Annotated in this window: 18 protein-coding genes and 3 tRNA genes; 6 read left to right on the plus strand and 15 right to left on the minus strand. The window is 67.4% G+C overall.

The window, feature by feature from the left end:
• Window position 1 precedes the first annotated feature (1 nt).
• From ACFCYE_RS09770 to ACFCYE_RS09780, 3 genes are all read right to left on the minus strand, one after another.
• Window positions 2–1030 (minus strand): ABC transporter permease, encoded by a 1029-nt coding sequence (locus ACFCYE_RS09770; protein WP_376178304.1) that lies wholly within the window; start codon window positions 1028–1030, stop codon window positions 2–4.
• Window positions 1031–1088: 58 nt separating this feature from the next.
• A complete protein-coding gene (locus tag ACFCYE_RS09775) occupies window positions 1089–2753 on the minus strand; it encodes an extracellular solute-binding protein (RefSeq protein ID WP_376178305.1) in 1665 nt (554 codons plus the stop codon).
• Between the two features lie 139 nt (window positions 2754–2892).
• Window positions 2893–3726, minus strand: a complete 834-nt coding sequence (locus tag ACFCYE_RS09780; RefSeq protein WP_376178307.1) for a LuxR C-terminal-related transcriptional regulator — start codon at window positions 3724–3726, stop codon at window positions 2893–2895.
• A gap of 91 nt (window positions 3727–3817) precedes the next feature.
• On the opposite strand from ACFCYE_RS09780, the gene hxlB reads away from it, so the two are divergent.
• Both hxlB and hxlA read left to right on the plus strand, forming a co-directional pair.
• Window positions 3818–4399: a 6-phospho-3-hexuloisomerase gene (gene hxlB / locus ACFCYE_RS09785; RefSeq protein ID WP_376178309.1), complete on the plus strand. Its 582-nt coding sequence runs from the start codon at window positions 3818–3820 to the stop codon at window positions 4397–4399.
• Between the two features lie 22 nt (window positions 4400–4421).
• The gene (gene hxlA / locus ACFCYE_RS09790; RefSeq protein ID WP_376178311.1) at window positions 4422–5045 is read left to right on the plus strand and encodes a 3-hexulose-6-phosphate synthase; all 624 of its coding nucleotides are present in this window, start codon (window positions 4422–4424) and stop codon (window positions 5043–5045) included.
• Window positions 5046–5097: 52 nt separating this feature from the next.
• On the opposite strand, the gene ACFCYE_RS09795 is transcribed toward hxlA, so the two are convergent.
• On the minus strand, window positions 5098–6072 hold the full coding sequence (locus ACFCYE_RS09795) for an NAD-dependent epimerase/dehydratase family protein (RefSeq protein WP_376178312.1): 975 nt from the start codon (window positions 6070–6072) through the stop codon (window positions 5098–5100).
• Window positions 6073–6173: 101 nt separating this feature from the next.
• Here ACFCYE_RS09795 and ACFCYE_RS09800 point away from each other — a divergent pair, with 101 nt between their 5' ends.
• Complete coding sequence (locus ACFCYE_RS09800; protein WP_376178314.1) at window positions 6174–6911, plus strand: hypothetical protein; 738 nt, start codon at window positions 6174–6176, stop codon at window positions 6909–6911.
• A gap of 54 nt (window positions 6912–6965) precedes the next feature.
• Here the strand turns inward: ACFCYE_RS09800 and ACFCYE_RS09805 are convergent.
• The 7 genes from ACFCYE_RS09805 to ACFCYE_RS09835 all read right to left on the minus strand — a co-directional run bounded on the left by ACFCYE_RS09805 (window position 6966) and on the right by ACFCYE_RS09835 (window position 12060).
• A tRNA-Met gene (locus tag ACFCYE_RS09805) sits at window positions 6966–7039 on the minus strand.
• A 34-nt stretch (window positions 7040–7073) separates the two neighbouring features.
• Window positions 7074–7145: transfer RNA gene (locus tag ACFCYE_RS09810), tRNA-Thr, on the minus strand.
• Window positions 7146–7196: 51 nt separating this feature from the next.
• Window positions 7197–8525 (minus strand): M23 family metallopeptidase, encoded by a 1329-nt coding sequence (locus ACFCYE_RS09815; RefSeq protein WP_376178316.1) that lies wholly within the window; start codon window positions 8523–8525, stop codon window positions 7197–7199.
• Window positions 8526–8679: 154 nt separating this feature from the next.
• A complete protein-coding gene (locus tag ACFCYE_RS09820; protein ID WP_376178988.1) occupies window positions 8680–9462 on the minus strand; it encodes an inositol monophosphatase family protein in 783 nt (260 codons plus the stop codon).
• Between the two features lie 11 nt (window positions 9463–9473).
• Entirely contained in the window at window positions 9474–10622 is a 1149-nt protein-coding gene (locus ACFCYE_RS09825) for a hypothetical protein (protein WP_376178317.1), read from the minus strand.
• An 88-nt stretch (window positions 10623–10710) separates the two neighbouring features.
• Entirely contained in the window at window positions 10711–11505 is a 795-nt protein-coding gene (locus ACFCYE_RS09830; RefSeq protein WP_376178319.1) for an enoyl-CoA hydratase/isomerase family protein, read from the minus strand.
• A gap of 63 nt (window positions 11506–11568) precedes the next feature.
• Window positions 11569–12060 (minus strand): FBP domain-containing protein, encoded by a 492-nt coding sequence (locus ACFCYE_RS09835; RefSeq protein ID WP_376178321.1) that lies wholly within the window; start codon window positions 12058–12060, stop codon window positions 11569–11571.
• 72 nt (window positions 12061–12132) lie between these two features.
• On the opposite strand from ACFCYE_RS09835, the gene ACFCYE_RS09840 reads away from it, so the two are divergent.
• Both ACFCYE_RS09840 and ACFCYE_RS09845 read left to right on the plus strand, forming a co-directional pair.
• Window positions 12133–12486 carry an ArsR/SmtB family transcription factor gene (locus ACFCYE_RS09840; RefSeq protein WP_376178323.1) on the plus strand — a complete coding sequence of 118 codons (354 nt, stop codon included), beginning with the start codon at window positions 12133–12135 and terminating at the stop codon, window positions 12484–12486.
• Window positions 12483–13145 (plus strand): cation transporter, encoded by a 663-nt coding sequence (locus ACFCYE_RS09845; RefSeq protein WP_376178325.1) that lies wholly within the window; start codon window positions 12483–12485, stop codon window positions 13143–13145. Before ACFCYE_RS09840 ends, ACFCYE_RS09845 begins: the two co-directional genes overlap by 4 nt.
• 23 nt (window positions 13146–13168) lie before the next feature.
• Here ACFCYE_RS09845 and ACFCYE_RS09850 read toward each other — a convergent pair whose 3' ends face one another.
• The 3 genes from ACFCYE_RS09850 to ACFCYE_RS09860 all read right to left on the minus strand — a co-directional run bounded on the left by ACFCYE_RS09850 (window position 13169) and on the right by ACFCYE_RS09860 (window position 14962).
• A complete protein-coding gene (locus ACFCYE_RS09850) occupies window positions 13169–13774 on the minus strand; it encodes a hypothetical protein (protein WP_376178327.1) in 606 nt (201 codons plus the stop codon).
• Between the two features lie 96 nt (window positions 13775–13870).
• Window positions 13871–13952, minus strand: a tRNA-Tyr gene (locus tag ACFCYE_RS09855).
• An 86-nt stretch (window positions 13953–14038) separates the two neighbouring features.
• Window positions 14039–14962 carry a PfkB family carbohydrate kinase gene (locus tag ACFCYE_RS09860; protein WP_376178329.1) on the minus strand — a complete coding sequence of 308 codons (924 nt, stop codon included), beginning with the start codon at window positions 14960–14962 and terminating at the stop codon, window positions 14039–14041.
• A 72-nt stretch (window positions 14963–15034) separates the two neighbouring features.
• Between ACFCYE_RS09860 and ACFCYE_RS09865 the strand changes: the two genes are divergently transcribed.
• Complete coding sequence (locus ACFCYE_RS09865) at window positions 15035–15682, plus strand: hypothetical protein (RefSeq protein WP_376178330.1); 648 nt, start codon at window positions 15035–15037, stop codon at window positions 15680–15682.
• A 150-nt stretch (window positions 15683–15832) separates the two neighbouring features.
• Here the strand turns inward: ACFCYE_RS09865 and rpoC are convergent, their stop codons facing one another.
• Window positions 15833–19708, minus strand: a complete 3876-nt coding sequence (rpoC, locus tag ACFCYE_RS09870; protein ID WP_376178331.1) for a DNA-directed RNA polymerase subunit beta' — start codon at window positions 19706–19708, stop codon at window positions 15833–15835.
• Window positions 19709–19740 lie beyond the last annotated feature (32 nt).

The following is a 19740-nucleotide window of genomic DNA, read 5'->3' on the forward strand; positions in this document are numbered from 1 at the left end:
GTCACCACAGGCTCGTTCCCACCATCTTCCTGGATAGAAAGTTCGCGCCGAGGACCATGACGAGACCGATGAGGGCCTGGAAGAGTCCGATCGCGGCGGCGTAACTGAGATTGTTCGACACGAGGCCGACTCGGTAGAGGTACGTCGAGATGACATCGGCCGTCTCGTAGGTGAGCGGGTTGTACAGCAGCAGCACCTTCTCGAACCCGACGTTGAGGAACGCGCCGATGTTGAGGATGAGCAGCGTGATCATCGTCGGCCGGATGCCGGGAAGAGTGACGTGCCAGATCTGCTGCATCCGGTTCGCGCCATCGATGCGCGCGGCCTCGTACAGCGACTCGTCGATGGTCGTCAGAGCCGCGAGATAGAGGATGGTCCCCCAGCCGACCGTCTGCCAGACCTCGGATCCGACGTAGATCGTCCGGAACCACTCGGGGCGCTGCAGGAACGGGATCGCCTCGCCGCCCATCGCCTCGATGACCTGGTTCACAGTGCCCTGCAGCGACAGCAGCTGCATCACCATGCCGACGACGATCACGACGGACAAGAAGTGCGGCAGGTAGGAGATCGACTGCACGATGCGCTTGAACGAGCGCTTGCGCACCTCGTTCAGCAGCAAGGCCAGGATGATCGGCAACGGGAAGGTCACGATCAGCGTCAGTCCGCCGAGGATGACGGTGTTCCAGAAGACGTGCCAGAACGCCGGATCGTTGATGAACATCTGCACGTAGCGCAGGCCCACCCACTCCTCGCCGAAGATGCTGCCGCCGGGGCGGAACTTCCGGAAGGCGATGACGTTTCCGAGCATCGGGATGTAGCGGAAGATCAACAGGAAGATCACCGGCAGCAGCGCGAGCGCGTAGAGCTGCCAGTCTCGGCGCAGAGCCTTGCGCCACGGCGTGCGCGCCTGACGACGTGCACGCCGCGATGGCTTCCCTGCGGTGGTGATGACACGGGTGGTGGTCGCACCCGGTGGCGAATCGTCGTGCGGCTGCGCGGGCGCGGCCGTGTCAGTCGTCGTTGAAGTCATGGTCGTCGTCCTCGACGGGTTCCGGGCCGCCGACGTTGGTCGGCAGCCCGGAAGCGCCTCAGCCGTTCTCCTCCGCGAACCGCTCGCGGGCGCCGTTGATGAGGTCGAGGTAGCTCGGCAGCCCTGCGGCCTCGAGCTCGGACACGTACGCGTCCCACTCGGAAAGGTCACGATCACCGAGGATGAACTGCAAGGTGGCGGTGCGCACGGCATCCGACAGCGGAGTCGACATCAGCGAAGCCTGCTCCAGTTCGCCTTCGTCGAGCGGCGCCGGCGGGCTCGGGTCGCGCGGCGTACGGCTCTCGAGCACCGTGTCGACGTAGTCGACGAACTGCGGCGAGTTGTACGACTCCTTGAGCGCTCGCGACTCGGTGGAGCCGGCCAGCACATCACTGGACCAGCCCAGGTCCGTCTTGATGTCGGTCGGAGCACCGCGGTTGATGTTGAAGGCGTCCAGGGAGAACTCGGGCTTCAGCGTGATGGTGCCGTCGGCGGCCTTCTCGTACGTCTCGCCTTCGACTCCCCAGCGGATCAGCTCGTTGGCGTCCGGGTTGTAGTACAGCCAGTCGAGGAACTGCAGCGTCGCGAGGAAGTTCGGCGACTTCGCCACGTCGGAGCTCAGCATGAAGCCGTTCCAGAAGTTGCGCGGCTCCACGAGCATCCCGGCCTCGCCACCAGGAGGCGCGATCTGGACGAGCTCATAGTTGCCGGCCCCCTCCGTGGCATCCAGTGCGGTCGCGAACTCGTTGACCGTGCCACTCGCTCCCGAGGCCGCGAAGACCTGGCCGTTCGCCATCTTCTCGGCGACGTTGGCGGCTCCGCCACCGGCATCGGATGCCGTGAACGACTCGGTGTCGAGCAGACCGTCTTCGACGAGACCGTGGAAGAACTCGACCATGTCGTGGTAGCCCTCATTGGTCCCCGCGTACTCGAGCTCGCCCTTCTCCTCGTTCCAGATCGTGCCTTCGCCGAAGCCCCATCCGGCCTGCGTCCCGAAGGCGTGCGCGGCGAAGTTGAGCATCGACTGGCCTTCGAATCCGTCCGCCAGCGGCATGGAGTCCGGGTACTTCGCCTTGATGAGCTCGAGGCCGGTGCGCAGGTCCTCCCAGGTCTCCGGCTCCGGAGCGCCGACCTCGTCGAAGACGTCCTTGCGGATGATGAGGGAGAAGGTCGGAACCGATACCTCCTGAAGGCCGGGGAGCATGTAGTACTTGCCGTCCGCCTGCTTGAGGCGCTCCATCATGTCGCCGAGGTCCCACTCCTCGACGTACTTCCGGAAGTTCGGCATGTGCTCGACGTAGTCGCTCATCGGCAGCACGGCGCCCGAGGAGACGAACGGCGCCTCTTCGCCCGTGTAGACGAGCGGGATGACGGTCGGCGCATCGCCGGCCGAGATGAGCAGACTCCGCTTCTCGGTCGCGTCGCTGAATGGGATGTGGGTCAGATCGATCGTGACGCCGGTGCGCTCCTCGATGACGTCGAAGATCTCCCAGTCGTCCGTGACGGGGACCTCGGGCCAGTCGGTCCAGAGCATCGAGACGTCGATGGGCTCGGTGGCCGTGAACTGCTCATCTGCCGTGAAGTCCTCCATCGCGCCGACCGACTGCGCGTCGATGTCGACCTCATCCGCATCGCTGCTCTCTGCGGTGCACGCGCTCGTCGAGATGAGCGCCGCGACCACCCCCGCTGCCGCGGCCGTGCGGACCCACGCTGTCCTCCGCATAGAACGAACCATGATTCTCCTCTTCGAGATGGTGGCTGTGTACACCCGTCCGCGCTAAAAGTTTCGTAACGCCGATCGAGACTTTCTGAAGCGTAGACGCGAGAAGAATAAGTTGTCAAGAGCGACAATTACGGGGTGGTCACCGCACGAGCGCGGCCAGTTCTGCCCGGCTGCGGGTCCCCGTCTTCCGCAGCAGATTGGACACGTGGAACTTGACCGTGTTCGCACTGATGCCCAGTGATGTCGCGATCTCCTGATTGCGAGACCCCGTCGCCAGCAGCCGCAGGACCTCCCGCTCACGGGCCGAGAGCTCGGTGACTTCGGCGAGGGGCTCCGGGACTGCGGGCGGGTCGAGCGGAAGCCGGATCTCGATGGCCGAGCCCCAGCCTTCGGTCGAGGAGACGCTGAGCTCGCCATTCAAAGACACCACGTGCTCCGCCGCCGGCCTCAGCACCTCATCTCGAGCGGAGAGATGCCCGCGACCGTCATCCCTGATTCCGATCAGGAGATTCAATCCATCGCAGTCCCACTGGATGCGCACGCGCCGTGCGGCACCGTCGCCGACGATCGCGAGAACCGAATTCCGCACGATCGCCCTGGCGGCTCGCGCCACCTCGCCCGGTAGCGCTCGGCCGGTGGCGGGAGGCTCGACGAACTGCACATCGAGGTCGCCGAACCGCTCGAGGGGCCGCAGGTCCGACTGCAGACGCGCGAACGCCCCGACCACCGGCTCCAGAACAGTGTCCCGCTGCTGATCGTTCGTCACCCGCAGCTGCACCAGCGCAGCAGCCGCGGCGTCGATCGCCATCGTGCGCGCGGCGCGGTCGTCGAGTCGCGACGAGCGGAGGATCGCGAGCAGGGACTCGAGCGTGACCGCGTGGCGGTCGGACAGTTCGGAGAGAGCGCGAGTGTGGTCCTGATGCAGGCGGCGGATGCTCGAGGAGGACAGCGAGTGCTGTTCGAAGTCGGTCACCTACCCAGCATGACCTACCCACCGGTTCGGGTGGGTCGAACGATGCCGTCGGGTGGGGGCATCGGCGACGGCCACCGCCCAGGATTGCAGCATGGACGTGATGGAAGCAGGCATGGGTCACTCCCTCGATCTGATCGCGGGCGAGCTGACCGCCATAACCGCCCGCATCGTCCGCGACGACCCGATGGTGCTCGGGAGAGTCTCCGATCTGGTAGCCGAGTCTCCGCGGATCTTCACGCTCGGCGCCGGACGTTCCGGGCTTGCGCTGCGGATGACGGCGATGCGCCTGATGCATCTCGGGCTCTCCGTGCATGTGGTCGGAGAGGTCACGACACCGGCGATCGCGTCGGGAGATCTGCTGCTGGTGGCGAGCGGTTCCGGCACGACTTCGGGCGTCGTTCGCGCCGCGGCGACCGCCGTGGAAACCGGCGCCCGCGTGGTTGCGATCACGACCGACGCCGACTCTCCGCTGGCGCATCTTGCCGGCGGCACCACCATCGTCGTCCCCGCCGCGGGCAAGCTCGACCGCTCAGGGAAGGCATCAGCGCAGTACGCGGGCAGCCTCTTCGAACAGGCCGTGATGGTGATCGGCGACGCGCTCTTCCATGCTCTCTGGGCCCGAAGGGGCCAGGACGCAGACGTCCTCTGGTCTCGACACTCGAACCTCGAATGACCGCAGAAGATGAAAGGACCCCATGAAACTCCAATTCGCCATGGACACGCTGTCCACCGAGGCCGCCCTCGAACTCGCCGCTGCAGCGGCGCCGTACGTCGACATCCTCGAACTCGGCACGCCACTGATCAAGAGCGCTGGGCTGAGCGTCATCACAGCCGTCAAGCGGGCGCATCCGGACAAGATCGTGTTAGCCGATCTGAAGACGATGGATGCCGGTGAGCTGGAGGCCGAGATCGCCTTCGCCGCAGGTGCGGACCTCGTCACCGTGCTCGGCAGCGCCGGTGACAGCACCATCATCGGGGCGGTGAAGGCCGCGAAGAAGCACGGCGGCGGGATCGTCGTCGACCTGATCGGGGTGGCCGACAAGCCCACCCGCGCGAAGCAGGTCGTCGGCCTCGGCGCCGAATTCGTCGAGATGCATGCCGGTCTGGACGAGCAGGCCGAGGCCGGGTTCACGTTCGAGACGCTGCTCCGCGACGGCGAGGCATCCGGCGTGCCGTTCTCGGTCGCGGGTGGCGTCAACAGCTCGAGCATCGCCGCCGTCCAGGAATCGGGTGCTCGCATCGCCGTCGCCGGCAGCGCGATCTACAGCGCGCCCGATGTCGGGGCCGCGGCAGCGGCGCTCCGCGCGGCGATCGTCTGAGGCGACACTTCGAGCAGCGCTGCCCCTGGCAGCGCTGCTCGCCCGCGTGCTCTTACGCGAGCAGCCGTTCGAACAGCGCGTCCATCCCCGGGTCGACCCGTTGCAGCTCGGGATGAGCATCGTGCCAGTCGATGATCTCTCGTGCTGACTGATGCAGCGCGGTCGTCGGGTTGTAGTCGGGCACCACGCTTCGGATCTTCGTGTTGTCGAATACGACGGAATGCGCCATGTCGCCGGTGAGCTGACCGGCGCGGTTCGGCGCGGCCTGCTCGATCGCGGCACTGGTCGCGTAGCGGATCCGCGGCGCGGCGCCGGCGGCGCGTCCGAGGATCGAGTAGATCTCGTTCCAGGTGTAGACGAAGTCGCTGGTGATCTGGAACGTGTCCCCGAACGCGAGCGGGTTTCCGAGCAGACCGACGAACCCCACGGCGAAGTCCCGGGAGTGCGTGAGCGTCCACAGGGATGTGCCGTCACCATGGACGACGATCTCCTCGCCTCGGCGGATGCGGTCGATCGCCGTCCACCCGCCGAAGGCGGGAATCGTCCACTTGTCGTAGGTGTGCGAGGGCCGCAGCACGGTCACGGGGAAACCACGGTCCCGGTACGCGGCGGCGAGCAGGTCTTCGCAGGCGATCTTGTCGCGCGAGTACTGCCAATACGGGTTGCGCAGCGGCGTGGATTCGGTGATCGGGAGGCGCGCGACCGGCTTCTGGTACGCCGACGCCGAGCTGATGAAGACGTACTGCCCTGTGCGCCCCTCGAAGCGGTCGATGTCCCGCTGCACCTGCTCCGGCGTGAACGCGATCATGTCGGCCACGACGTCGAACTCACGGCCGGCGAGTGCGGCATCGACGGCCGCGGCATCCGAGATGTCCGCAGTCAGCACCTCGACGCCTTCGGCCGGCGCGCGTCGGGACTGCCCGCGGTTCAGCAGCGTCACCTCCATGCCCCGCTCGGCCGCGAGCGCACTCGCCGCCGAGGAGATGATCCCGGTTCCGCCGATGAACAACACCTTTGTCGCAGACATGCTCAGAACTCTACCGAGCGGCGGGCACGGCTCGGCGAAAAGGCGCACACATCCCCTGTGCTCCGCGCCGGTTCGGGAGTAACGTCAGCACCGGAGGCATCATGCCCAGCGCCCGCGAATCCGCAGCCGTCGCCGAACAGCAAGACGAACTCGCTCCCGGTGCGTCCGAGAGATTCTCCGGCTATGCACTGATGAGCCTCCCGTTCCGTTCCGGGTACGTTCTCGGCCTGCGACGGTTCCCCGTCACCTCTGTCGGCCCCGGATACACATCCGTGTGGTTGCGTACGCCAGACGACTCGTGGACGATCTACACGACGATCGATCCGCAGTTGTCGTGCCCCCGGTACTTCGGGAGTGCGCTGCGGTCCACGTCCGTCCATTCGATCGCCGTGGGCTGGACAGGAGACCTCGCCTTCACGGTGCGCATCGCGGACGACATCGACCTGCGCTGGGACGTCGTTCTCGCCGAGACCGGAATGACGCGCATGATGTCCGGTATGGCGAGCGCCCTTCCCGAGGGTTTCTGGCGGAACGGCGTGTTCCTCTCGGCCTTGGGCGCCGTCGCCGGCCCTTCGCTGCGCGCGGGACGAGTCGGAATGACCGGTCGCACCCCCAACCGCCAACTGTTCAGGGCACGCGTGCAGCGGATGTGGATCGTCGAGGATGCGTCCGCTTCCCTGCGCGGTGAGGATCTCGGCGCGGTCTCGCCCCTGAGCGAGCAGACCCGGCTCGGAGACTTCTGGATGCCTCAGCGCGGGATCTTCATGGTCGGAGGCGCCGAGTTCGACCCCGAGGATGCCGGGACGCACCCACCGATCATCGCGACAGCAGCGGGCTGACCGAGGGAGCCAGGAAACGACGAAACCCCCGGCTTCACCGGGGGTTTTCATCTGTAGCAGGAGCGGGGCTTGAACCCGCGACCTCACGATTATGAGTCGTGCGCTCTCACCAACTGAGCTACCCTGCCGCAAGGCATTCATCTCGCGAAAGCGAATGCTGCGAGCCCCGAGTCAGGATTGAACTGACGACCCCTTCCTTACCATGGAAGTGCTCTGCCACTGAGCTATCGGGGCGTTGTCGCCGTGTTCAGGCAACCACACGAGAATACCAGATCTCGCGCCTTCTCACGAAACGGGGGTGACCCCGTCGTAGCGTCCGGCGTGCTCCTGCATCCACGGCAGCGGATTGACCGTCGAGCCGTTGATGATGATCTCGAAATGCAGGTGCGCACCGTACGAACGGCCGGTGTTCCCGACCAGCCCGACGATGTCCCCGACCTCGACCTTGTCGCCCGCCTTGACCCGCAACGAACCGAACTGCATGTGCGCGTAATGGCTCGTCACGAGCTCGCCGTCGATGACGTGGTCGACGTAGACGGTCACGCCGTAGGCGCCGCCCGACTCCGTCGCGATGCGGACCGTGCCGTCCGCGATCACCTGGATGGGCGCGCCGTTGCCCGGCACCAGGTCGATGCCGGCATGCAGACGGCCCCTGCGCGGGCCGTATCCCGAGCTCATGGCCACACCGACCTTGAACGGCCACTGGATCGCGGCCTCGGGGTCGTTCGTGTACAGCGAGTCCGAGTACTGGATGCCCTCTTGTGCCGCGACCTCGACGAGCGAGACCGTGGAGTAGTCCTCGCTGCGCTGCAGGTTCGGGACGGCGACATCCGAGGATGCGACATACGCCTGGATCTCTTCGTCGGACGCACCGCCCCCGGGGACGTCGGTCCCCGGCGCCACCAGCGACATGGCCGAAGTCGACTGAAGTCCTTGCGCCGCGGCGACGGCCTCGGCAGGAAGAGTCATCGACACGGCGAGCAGACCGGCGATCCCCATCACACCGATCGTCGCGCCGGCGGCAGCCAGCTTGCGCGCCTTCGATCGGCGAACCCGACGAGGTGCGACGTGCAGTTCGCCCGCAGGCTCCGCAGAAGCGGCGTCCGCCTCGCGATGCTCGGGCGCCGTTTCGATCGGGCTCGTCTGGGTGCGGAAGGTCTGGGATGCCGCAGTGAAGAGGTCCTCGTCCGCTGCCGCCTCGGTCGCCACCGGACTCTCGCCTGCCGACTCCGCGGCGCTGGCTGCCTCGGACTCGGGCTGAACCTGTTCCGGCACATCGACCGGGCCGGTCTGCGATGTCACGATGACCACGGATTCCGCCAGGATGGCCTCGACGGGGACGTCGGCGGCGGGGACGGCAGGCGCATCTGCGTTCTGGGCCGATCGACGGCTCGCCGGCATCGGGGAGAGATCGATCGCCGGGGGCGCGAGCGTCTCAGCGTCTGCGGATCGGACCGGCACCGGTTGCGTCGCGCGTTGGCGGGCGGCTCGTCGCGAAAGCGGCGCGGCGACGGCTGCTTCAACCGGAGCGACTCGGATCTCACCGGCGGTCACCTCGTCCACCGGGGTCGCGGAAGCCGCGATGCGGTGGCGGCTCGAGCGGCGCGTGGGCACACTTTCAGCCGGGGAAGTATCGAAGGGCAAAGCGGGGAATCTTTCGGTCAAGCTCGGGGGCGCTTACTCACCTGCGTCTTCGGGGACGAAGGTAACGAATAGATAAACACTACAACGTGGTCGCTGAGAATGCCATGAGCGAATCCCGGTTTCGTCAGCCGAGTATCGCGCTCAGGCGGTCGTGGACCTCGATGCCCGCAGCGATCAGCATCGGGCGCGGTGATTGGGTGTCGAGTCGGCTCACCCGACCACCCGCCTCTTCGACGAGCAGCGCACCGGCGGCGAAGTCCCAGGCGTTGAGCCCTCGCTCGAAATAACCGTCGAGGCGACCGGCGGCGACATACGCGAGATCGAGAGCGGCGGAGCCTCCGCGGCGCAGGTCGCGCGCGATCGGCATGACGGCGCGGACGGTCTGCAGGTCCCCGTCGTGCGTCGCGGGGTCGTATCCGAATCCGGTGGACAGCAGCGCGCCGGCGGGAACCTCCGACGTGACGCGCAGAGCATGCCCGTCCTGCCAGGCTCCTCCCCCACGCTCCGCGGAGAACAGTTCACCGAGCGCAGGTGCGCAGACCGCGGCGGCCAAAGCCTGCCATTGACCCGGCTCTGTGGATCCGTGCACTGCGGCGATGCTCACGCTGTACGACGGGATGCCGTAGGCGTAGTTCACGGTGCCATCGATCGGGTCGACCACCCAGGTCACACCCGTTCCACCGGCATCGGCTCCGGACTCCTCCCCGAGAAAGCCGTCGTCAGGACGTGCAGCGGCCACACGCTTGCGGATGAGTTCCTCGACCTCGCGATCGGCCTCGGTGACGATGTCGGCCAGCGTCGATTTCGTCGCGGCGAGAGCGACGCCGGCCGATCGACGCATCTTCGCGAGTTCGCCCGCCTCCCGGGCGATGTCCACCGCGAGCGCATGCAGCTGCGCGGCGTCGATTCCCGCGGCGCTCACTGCTGAGGGGCCGCGGGCGGAACGACAGGTGGCGCGGGCGGCGCCGGGGGCGGCGGCGCGAATGCGCTCGGCTGCTGCGGTTCATCGACGTGCGCCGGAGCCTGCGGGGGTGCGGGCTCGACCGGCTGCTCGAGCTCTTCGGGCGCCTGCGGCTGTGCCTGCGGCACCTCCTGCTCGGCGACCGGCTGCGCATGTCCGGCCTGGTCCGGGTCGGCCGACCACTGCGGCGCCGACGCCGATGCCGATGCCGAGGCATCCTGAACCGGCCAGGCCTGAGCCGGCTCCTGAACGGGCCAGACCGGCGCCTGAGCCTGCGTGGGCCAGACCGGCGCCTGCGCTTCCGAGTATCCCTGCGCGTAGGCCGTCGCCGGGAGCGCCGGCTGAGCCTGCACCGTGGGGTATCCGGTGTAGTACGCGTTCCAATCCGGCGTGCCGTCGGCGAGCGCCGGCAGCGGGGTCGCACCGTCGCCGTAGGTCGGCCATTGCTGTGCCGGGGAGGGAACAGGAGCCTTCTGCTTCTTCGGCGCGAACAGCGCGTTCAGCAGCGGGATCAGTGTGGTCCCGACCGCCGCGAGGATGGCGAGCGCCACCACGATCCGCCAGTAGAGGTCGTTGTAGGTGAACGTGTGCGGGAAGGTCAGGAAGAAGACCAGCATGCCAACGAGTGCGATGAGGAACACCAGCGTGAGGTAGTAGATGACCCGTGTGAAGACGGTGACGTAGCGTTCGGCAGCGGGCTTGAACAGGCGAACGTGCAGCAGCGCGAGCTGCAGGATGCCCACCACGAGCAGCAGCTGGAAGAAGCGCTCGGCACCGCCGCCGAAGTAGCCGGTGTCGTCCGGCAGCCAGATCTTCACCGCCCCGACGAGCAGCGCGATGATCCACGTGATCATGCTGGTCAGCGCCAGCCAATCCGGACGGTTGGGCGCGAGCCCCGCCTCCAGGATCGCGATCCCGGCGAAACCGGCGAGCAGGAGGATCGTCAGGAAGGCGCGGCCGATCAGACCATCCTGATCCCCGATCAGCACCCACACCACGCACACCAGCGCAGCTGCGATCAGCGCGCCGATGGCGATCCAGATGGCCCCTCTGATCAGCAGCGATGCGTTGGGCTTCGCGACTGCGACTTCCTCCGGTTGCGACATGGCGTTCCTCTCGTCGGCCTGCGTGCTCTCATCCTGCCATGCCGGTCCGACGCGCGGGAGAAACCACCCGCGCGGGATGCCGTCCGGCTCAGGCCCGCGTGGCCGACGCAGCCGCGAACGCGGCGACCCGCGCCTTCGCATCCGCCGTATCGAAGGAGGCTCCGATCGAGCGCGCCTCCTCGCTGAGCTGCTCCGCGAACGTCCGCGAGGGCTGCGACCGCACGAGTCGCTTGGCCTGCCCGTAGGCGGTTGCGGCACCGGCGAGCCAGAAGCGGGCGATCTCCTCCGCACGCGTTCGTACCCGGTCGGCCTCGTCCGCGGCATCCGCGCCCTCGACGATCTCGGCCACGAGACCCCATTCGAGAGCCTCGCGCGCCGAGAGCAGGCGGTCCTGGAGGATCAGCTGCAGCGCGCGCCGCTCGCCGACGGCACGGGCGAGCTGGGCGGAGACGGACAGGTCGGGCGTGAGTCCGATGTTCGCGTACAGACTGCCGAGCTTCGATCGGCCGCCGACCACCGCGTAGTCGCCGCTGAGCAGGATACCCAGCCCGCCGCCCGCCGTCGTGCCGTGCGCTGCCGTCACGACGGGAACGTGCGATTCGACGAGCGCGCGGATGCCGGCGTTGATGACCTCCGCCAGGGCGGTGATGTCCGCACCCGAACCCATCGTGGTCGCCATGTCGAGGACATCGCCCCCGGCGCAGAATGCCGGCCCGGCCGCATCGACGAGGATCGCGCGCACGTCCTCCCGCGTCGTGGCCTCGACGGTCGCGTCGCGCCACGCGTGCGCGAGGTCGGCGTTGAACGCGTTGAGCCGGCTCGGACGGTTGAGCGTCAGCCGCGCCATCCCCTCGGACACGGACAGCAGAATGGCGTCGCTCATGGCGTCTCCTTCGATGCGCAGGACAGTTCCGTCCAGCGTAATCGCGCGAGCGGCCGCGCGAGATCAGGCGTCCGAGACGACGCTCGCCACGAACCCCTCCATGCGACGACGCGTGCCGTCCAGCCGCATGTCGACCTGACCGGATGCGCGGATCTCGTTGGGCGCGAGCGGATGGGCCAGACGCACGTTCTCGTGACAGGACAGGTCGGCGCAGATGTAGGTGCCGACGCTGTCGCCTCGAGCACCCGCCCCACCTGCCCTTCTGGCGGAGAAGAGCGCGACCTGATTGCCCGGCTGGAGCGAGTGGCAGATGTTGCACATGCCCGAGCGCGTCCTTCCGGGATCCGTCGCGCGCAGTACGACTCCGACGATGCCGCCGTCGATCTGCGCGAGCACGTAGCCGCGCCGCGCCACGGACGGGTCGCGCCAGGCGAAGAAGTCGAGGTAGTCCCAATCCGTGAGCACGAAGTCGTGCGGCATCTCCATGACACGCAGCTCGTCGGCATCGGCGTTGACGAGGCTGGCACGGACGTCTGCTTCGGTGAGCGCTCGCATCCCTCCAGTCTATGAAGCGCACACGCCACGATCGCGCACAGAACAGTACAGTGGGCACTGTACTGTTGAGGCATGCATGCTCTCGACGCGATGACGGACGTGATGACCAGGGTCGGGCGCGCCATGTCCGATCGCACGCGCGCACGCATCCTCGTACGCCTCCTCGACGGCGGGACGCATCCGGCAGACCTCGCCCGCGAGCTGGGCGTCTCCAAGCAGAACGTCTCCAACCACCTCGCGTGCCTCCGGGGGTGCGGACTCGTCGTCGGCGAGCAGCGCGGGCGACAGACCCGCTACGAGGTGGTCGATCCGCACCTCGTCGCCGCCATCCGCGAACTGCTGCGCGTGACCCTGGCCGTCGCCGAGAACGAGCCGTGCGGCGATGCATCCTGCACGGTGCCCGGTTGCTGCGAGCAGGCCGCATGATCGCGCTCACCGACAGCCGTCGGCTCGTGCTGCACCGCCGCATCCGACTCATTGTCGCGATCACGATCGGCTACAACCTGGTCGAGGCGATCGTGGCGCTGACGGCGGGAGCTGCAGCGTCGTCCGCGGCCCTGATCGGCTTCGGCCTCGACTCCACGATCGAGGTGCTGTCCGCGGGCGCGGTGGCCTGGCAGTTCACCAGGCGCGAGCCGGAGCGCTGGGAGAAACCGACGCTGCGGGTCATCTCCGTCGCCTTCTTCGCGCTGGCGGCCTGGGTGACCGCCAGCGCGGTGCTGACCCTCGTCGGCGCCTGGGAAGAACCCACCCACTCGCCTCTCGGCATCGGCGTCGCCGTCGTCAGCGTCATCGTGATGCCGTTCCTGTCGCTGTGGGAGCGTCGCACCGGACACGAACTCGGCTCGGCGAGCGCGGTCGCCGATTCGAAGCAGACGCTGATCTGCACGTATCTCAGTGCAGCGGTCCTCGTCGGGCTCCTGCTGAACGTGTGGTTCGGATGGTGGTGGGCGGATGCCCTGGCAGCCCTCGTCATCGCGGGGTTCGCGATCCATGAGGGCGTCGAGGCATGGCGAGGAGACGCCTGCGCGACGTCCGTCGGGATGCTCCTCGAGGACGACGACCACGACGAGCACGACCACTAGTTCGAGCTCGCTCCGCGCGCCGCTCAGATCACGATGCTCGGGTCGAGCGCCTGGACGATGACCGGAGCATCCTCGACCAGGCCGCCGACCTGCCAGATGCGCACACGGGAACCCACGGCGGGAACCTGCGTCTGCAGCAGCGTGACATCCCCGACATCGGGATTGTTGCGGAACCAGCGAGCACGGATGACGGATCCTGCCGTGCTCGTGACCGTGAGGGTGAACGACGACACCCCTCCGTTGTCCAGGAGCGCCACGCTGCGATCGGTGACCCGCCCTTCCGTCGACGAGGCGCGCTTCCACGTCTCGTCCCAACGTCGGGACAGCACGCCTTCTCTGCGCAACCGCCGATTCGAGTCCGCCAGGGCCGCACCGAAGCCGACGACGACGAATCCGGGCATGAACGTGAAGATCAGATTGAACCACCACGGCGAATCCCCGGTCCACAGGTGGAACACCAGGATCCCGCAGCCGACAGCTCCCAGCCCCACGAGCAGCCAGACGATGATGCGCGCGCTCACCCCCAAGCGGATCGGGAACCCCATCCTCGCGGGTGGCGGCACGTCGGCCTCCATCGTCCTGACCAGGTGCACGACATGCCCGATCGGCGCTTCCCCCTGGTCGACCACACGGCCCCCTCCGACAGGGATCAATCTACCCGTGCGAGGTTGCTGACCGATGAACGACGAAGGGCTCCGCAGCGCGGAGCCCTTCGATGATCTCGGTGGCGAGTGAGGGATTCGAACCCCCGAATGCAATGCAGTCTGATTTACAGTCAGATCCCTTTGGCCGCTTGGGTAACTCGCCAATGCGCACCCGTCCGGCTTGTCCAGCCAACCGGGGGCGCGAAAATCCATCATACCTGCGCGAGGCGAGCGGGAGAAATCGAGCGGTCAGGTGCTCAGACCGGCGCCGTCGCGCGCCGTCAACGATTCCGGTGTGCGCAGCAGACCGCCTTCGAAACGACAGGTCGCAGCGGCGACCGACATGGCCCGGTCGAGCAGGTCCTGCCATCCTGCGCCGTCATCCGGCATCGCCCCGACCAGGCCAGCAGCCACGGCCGCGAGCGTCGCGTCGCCCGCCCCGACGGTGTCCACGATCGCCCCGGGGAGCACGGCGATCGGAGCGTGGAACGTCCCGGCATCCGAATCGAGCGCGGCGCCGTCGGAGCCGGCCGTCGCGAGCACCGCCCTCGCGCCGAGTTCGCGCAGTCGTCCCCGCAGCGCGTCGAGGTCGCCGTCGTAGAGCAGCGTCGCATCGTCGGCGCCGACCTTGATGAGTTCGGCCTCGGCCACCAGGGACTCGAATCCGCTCACGAACGCATCTCGGTCGCTCAGCATCCCGGAGCGCGGATTCGGATCGATCGCGACCCGCGCGCCCTGCAGCGCCGAACGCAGAGCGTCGACCTCCACCGCGACGTCGAAAGGGAAGCAGCTGATCGCCACGAGAGACGCCCGGCCGATCGCTTCCCGTGCTTCCTGGCTGTATCGGATGGTGCGCTGACGGGCTGCACGATTGAACTCGTAGCGGGGCTCACCGGCAGCGGATCGCGTGACGACCGCACGCGACGAGCCGTGCGGCGCCGGCGTCTCGATCAGCCGCACGTCATGGTCGTCGAGGTACTCGCGGATGTGCGCCCCGGCCTCGTCGTCGCCCACCATCGCGATCAGCGACGTGGCGACACCCAGCCTGCGCAGACCGACCGCCACGTTCAGGGCCGCGCCGCCGACCAGCTCCCGGATGCCGGCGTCGTCACGGATCTCATCGATCAGAGCATCGCCGATCACGACGACGTCTCCTGCATCCACAGCTTTCACGTCACGAACCTACCGCGTCGGCAGACCGCGCGCCGGAGCCGCGTCGCGCACGCCCCGCGATACCGTGACGTCATGAACGCGCGCACCACCCCGATCGCGGCGGCCCTTCTGCTGACGGCCCTGCTCGCCGGATGCACACCGGCCGGCCCGTCGACCGGCGACGACCCCGCCCCGGGTGACACCCCGTCGTCCGAGTCATCGACGAACCCGTCGGCCACGCCGGGCCCGATCCGCACTCCGCCGACGATCACGATGCCCACGGATTGCCGCGCCATCCTGTCCGACCCGCTCCTGGATCTGCTCGGCGACGTGCCGCTGAACGACAAGGCCTTCGCACCGACCGGCGTTCAGGACGACGGCTCGCTGATCTGCGCCTGGGGCGACCCGAAGGCCGACACCACGAGTCTTGTGACGACCATCTCCGTGGTCCCTCGCGAAGAGGCGATGGCGGACCTCAACGAGCTCGCCGACGAGGACGGCTTCACCTGCTACCAGCCGGATGCCGGTGTCCGCTGCGAGAAGACGTGGGAGAACAAGGACTATCCGGTCACCGACGGCCGGACGCTGTACTGGCGCGGCGACGTGCTGATCGATACGAAGTACTCGAACCTGGCCCCTCCCGGCTACACCGCCGACATCGTCCTGCATCTGTTCGGCGCCTCCACGCCGACGCCGGCGCCGACGAGCACGCCCACCCCCACGACCACGCCGGCCGCCTGAGCGGATGCCGCGGCATCCGGAGCTCCAGCCTGCCCCGCCGGACCCGCGCCACGCGTGACAGGACGACCCACGTGCCGGTGCTCTTGGACGGAGCATGACAAGGCCCCGATCCCTTGCGGGATCGGGGCCTTGTCAGTGACTCAGCTCGGCTCAGTTATAGGTGCCGGGCGTGATGTCGTCGGTCGAGAACGCGTCGAAGTCGACGTAGCCGAAGTCACCGTCGGCGTACGCACCGTCGGACGCGAAGATCCGGTTCGGGTAGCGCTCGCTCTTGGCTTCCTCGGTGGCCTCCACCGTGATGTTGCGGTACTTGGACAGACCCGTACCGGCCGGGATGAGCTTACCGATGATGACGTTCTCCTTGAGACCGACCAGCGGGTCGCGCTTGCCCTCCATGGCGGCCTGCGTGAGCACGCGGGTCGTCTCCTGAAAGGAAGCGGCCGACAGCCAGGACTCCGTGGCGAGCGACGCCTTGGTGATACCCATCAGCTCGGGACGACCGGACGCGGGGCGCTTGCCCTCTCCGACCGTCTCGCGGTTGATGTTCTGGTAGCGCTTGAGGTCCACCATCTCACCGGGCAGCAGCGTCGTGTCGCCGTGGTCGACCACGGTGACCTTGCGCAGCATCTGGCGAACGATGACCTCGATGTGCTTGTCGTGGATCGGCACACCCTGCGACCGGTAGACGCCCTGGACGCCGCCGACGAGGTAACGCTGCACCTCGCGAGCACCGAGGACGCGCATGACCTCCTTGGGGTCGAGCGTGCCGACCTGCAGGGGCTGACCGACCGTGACGTGCTGGCCGTCCTCGACGAGAAGCGTGGCACGCTTCAGGACCGGGTAGATCACTGCCTCGTCGCCGTTGTCCGGCGTGAGGATGACCTTCTTGGCCTTGTCCGTCTCGTCGATCGTGATGCGACCGTCGGCCTCGGCGATCGGGGAGGCACCCTTGGGGGTACGCGCCTCGAACAGCTCCTGCACACGGGGCAGACCCTGGGTGATGTCATCCGCCGATGCCGAACCACCGGTGTGGAACGTGCGCATCGTCAGCTGGGTACCGGGCTCACCGATCGACTGGGCGGCGATGATGCCGACGGCCTCGCCGATGTCCACGGTCTTGCCCGTCGCGAGCGAACGGCCGTAGCACTGCGCGCAGACACCGACAGCCGAGTCGCAGGTCAGAACCGAGCGGACCTTGATCGCCTCGACTCCGAGTCCGACGAGCTTGTCGATCAGGACGTCTCCGACGTCCTCACCAGCAGTCGCGACGACCTCGCCCTTCGCGTCGACGACGTCGGAGGCGAGTGTACGGGCGAACACGGAGTTCTCCACGTTCGAGTCGCGCACCAGCTCGCCGGCCGAGTTCGGCGCCGCGATCGGGAGCTCGAGGCCCTTCGACGTGCCGCAGTCCTCTTCGCGGATGATGACGTCCTGCGAGACATCCACCAGACGACGGGTCAGGTAACCCGAGTCGGCGGTACGCAGAGCGGTGTCGGCCAGACCCTTACGGGTACCGTGCGTCGCGATGAAGTACTCGGCGACCGACAGCCCCTCGCGGTACGAGGAGATGATCGGACGAGGGATGATCTCACCCTTCGGGTTGTTCACCAGGCCTCGCATACCCGCGATGTTACGGATCTGCAGCCAGTTACCACGTGCGCCCGAGGACACCATGCGGTTGATGGTGTTGTCCTCCGGGAAGTTGGCGCGCATCGCGGCCTGGACCTCGTCGGTGGCCTCGGTCCAGATCTTGATGAGCTCCTGACGACGCTCGGCGTCGGTGGTGAGACCCTTCTCGAACTGGGACTGGACCTTGGCGGCCTGCTTCTCGTAGCCCGCGACGATCTCCGCCTTGTTCGGCGGCGTGAGGATGTCGCTCAGCGCGACGGTCACACCCGAGCGCGTGGCCCAGTAGAAACCGGCGTTCTTGATGCGGTCCAGCGTGGCAGCCGTCTCGACCTTGGGGTACTCCTCGGCCAGCTTGTTGACGATCTGCGACAGCTTGCCCTTGTCGGCCTGCTCGCGCACGAACGGGTAGCCCTTGGGGAGCGTGTCGTTGAAGATCGCCTGACCCAGCGACGCGTCCACGAGGCCGTGACGCTCGTAGCCCTCGGGGGCTTCGCCCTCGAGGAAGGTCAGACCCGGGATGCGGATGCGGACCTTCGCCTGCAGGTCGAGGGACCCCTCGTCCTTCGCGAGCAGCGCCTCGGCCACCGAACCGAACGCACGACCCTCACCGGCGGCACCATCCTTGACCGTGGTCAGGTGGTGGAGGCCGATGATCATGTCCTGCGAGGGCAGGGTGACCGGACGGCCGTCCGACGGCTTCAGGATGTTGTTCGACGCGAGCATCAGCACGCGGGCCTCGGCCTGAGCCTCGACCGACAGCGGCAGGTGCACGGCCATCTGGTCACCGTCGAAGTCCGCGTTGAAGGCGGCGCAGACGAGCGGGTGCAGCTGGATCGCCTTGCCCTCGACGAGCTGCGGCTCGAACGCCTGGATGCCCAGACGGTGCAGGGTGGGTGCACGGTTCAGCAGCACCGGGCGCTCGCGGATGATCTCCTCGAGCACGTCCCAGACCTCGGGACGCGTGCGCTCGACGGCACGCTTGGCCGCCTTGATGTTCTGCGAGTGACCGAGGTCGATCAGGCGCTTGATCACGAACGGCTTGAACAGCTCGAGCGCCATCTGCTTGGGCAGACCGCACTGGTGCAGGTTCAGCTGCGGGCCGACGACGATGACCGAACGGCCGGAGTAGTCGACGCGCTTTCCGAGCAGGTTCTGGCGGAAGCGACCCTGCTTTCCCTTGAGCATGTCGCTCAGGGACTTCAGGGCGCGGTTGCCGGTACCCGTGACGGGACGACCGCGGCGGCCGTTGTCGAACAGTGCGTCGACGGCCTCCTGCAGCATCCGCTTCTCGTTGTTGACGATGATCTCGGGGGCACCGAGGTCGATCAGACGACGAAGACGGTTGTTGCGGTTGATCACGCGGCGGTACAGGTCGTTCAGGTCGCTGGTCGCGAAGCGGCCACCGTCCAGCTGCACCATCGGACGCAGCTCCGGCGGGATCACCGGGACGACATCCAGCACCATCGCGGCCGGGCTCATGCCGGTCTCGAGGAACGAGCTGACGACCTTCAGGCGCTTGATCGCACGGATCTTGCGCTGGCCCTTGCCCTCGGAGATCTGCAGACGCAGGTTCTCCGCCTCGGCGGCCAGGTCGAAGTCGCGCAGGCGGCGCTGGATCGACTCGGCGCCCATGTAGGCCTCGAAGTACTGTCCGAACCGGTCCTGCAGCTCGTGGAAGACGTCGTCCTCCGGGCGGAGCGCGCCGACCTCGAGCGTGCGGAAGTCCTCCCACACGCGCTCGAGCTTGGCGATCTGCTCGTCGGTGCCCTTGCGGACGAGACCCATCTCCTTCTCGGCGGCGTCCTTGACCTTCTTCTTGGCGTCGGCCTTGGCGCCCTCCGCCTCGAGTGCGGCGAGCTCCTCCTCCAGCTTTGCCAGACGAGCGGCGATCTTGGAGTCGCGACGGTCTGCGAGCGTCTTCAGCTCGAGACGGATGTTGTTCTCCTGCGTGGCCAGGTCGCGGTGACGAGCATCCTCGTCGACCGAGATGACCATGTAGGCCGCGAAGTAGATGACCTTCTCGAGGTCCTTGGGCGCCATGTCCAGCAGGTACCCGAGGCGCGACGGGACGCCCTTGAAGTACCAGATGTGAGTGACGGGCGCCGCCAGCTCGATGTGGCCCATGCGCTCACGGCGGACGGAGCTCTTGGTGACCTCCACGCCGCAGCGCTCGCAGACGATGCCCTTGAAGCGGACGCGCTTGTACTTGCCGCAGGCGCACTCCCAGTCGCGGCTGGGTCCGAAGATCTGCTCGCCGAAGAGGCCGTCCTTCTCGGGCTTGAGCGTGCGGTAGTTGATGGTTTCAGGCTTCTTGACCTCACCGTACGACCATCCGCGGATGTCGTCTGCGGTGGCGAGGCCGATGCGAAGCTCATCGAAGGTTGTTGCGTCGAGCACTAGTTCTCCTGTGTCGAAATTCTTAAGGAATC

This window comes from Microbacterium sp. NPDC056234 (genome assembly GCF_042267585.1).
GTDB lineage: Bacteria > Actinomycetota > Actinomycetes > Actinomycetales > Microbacteriaceae > Microbacterium.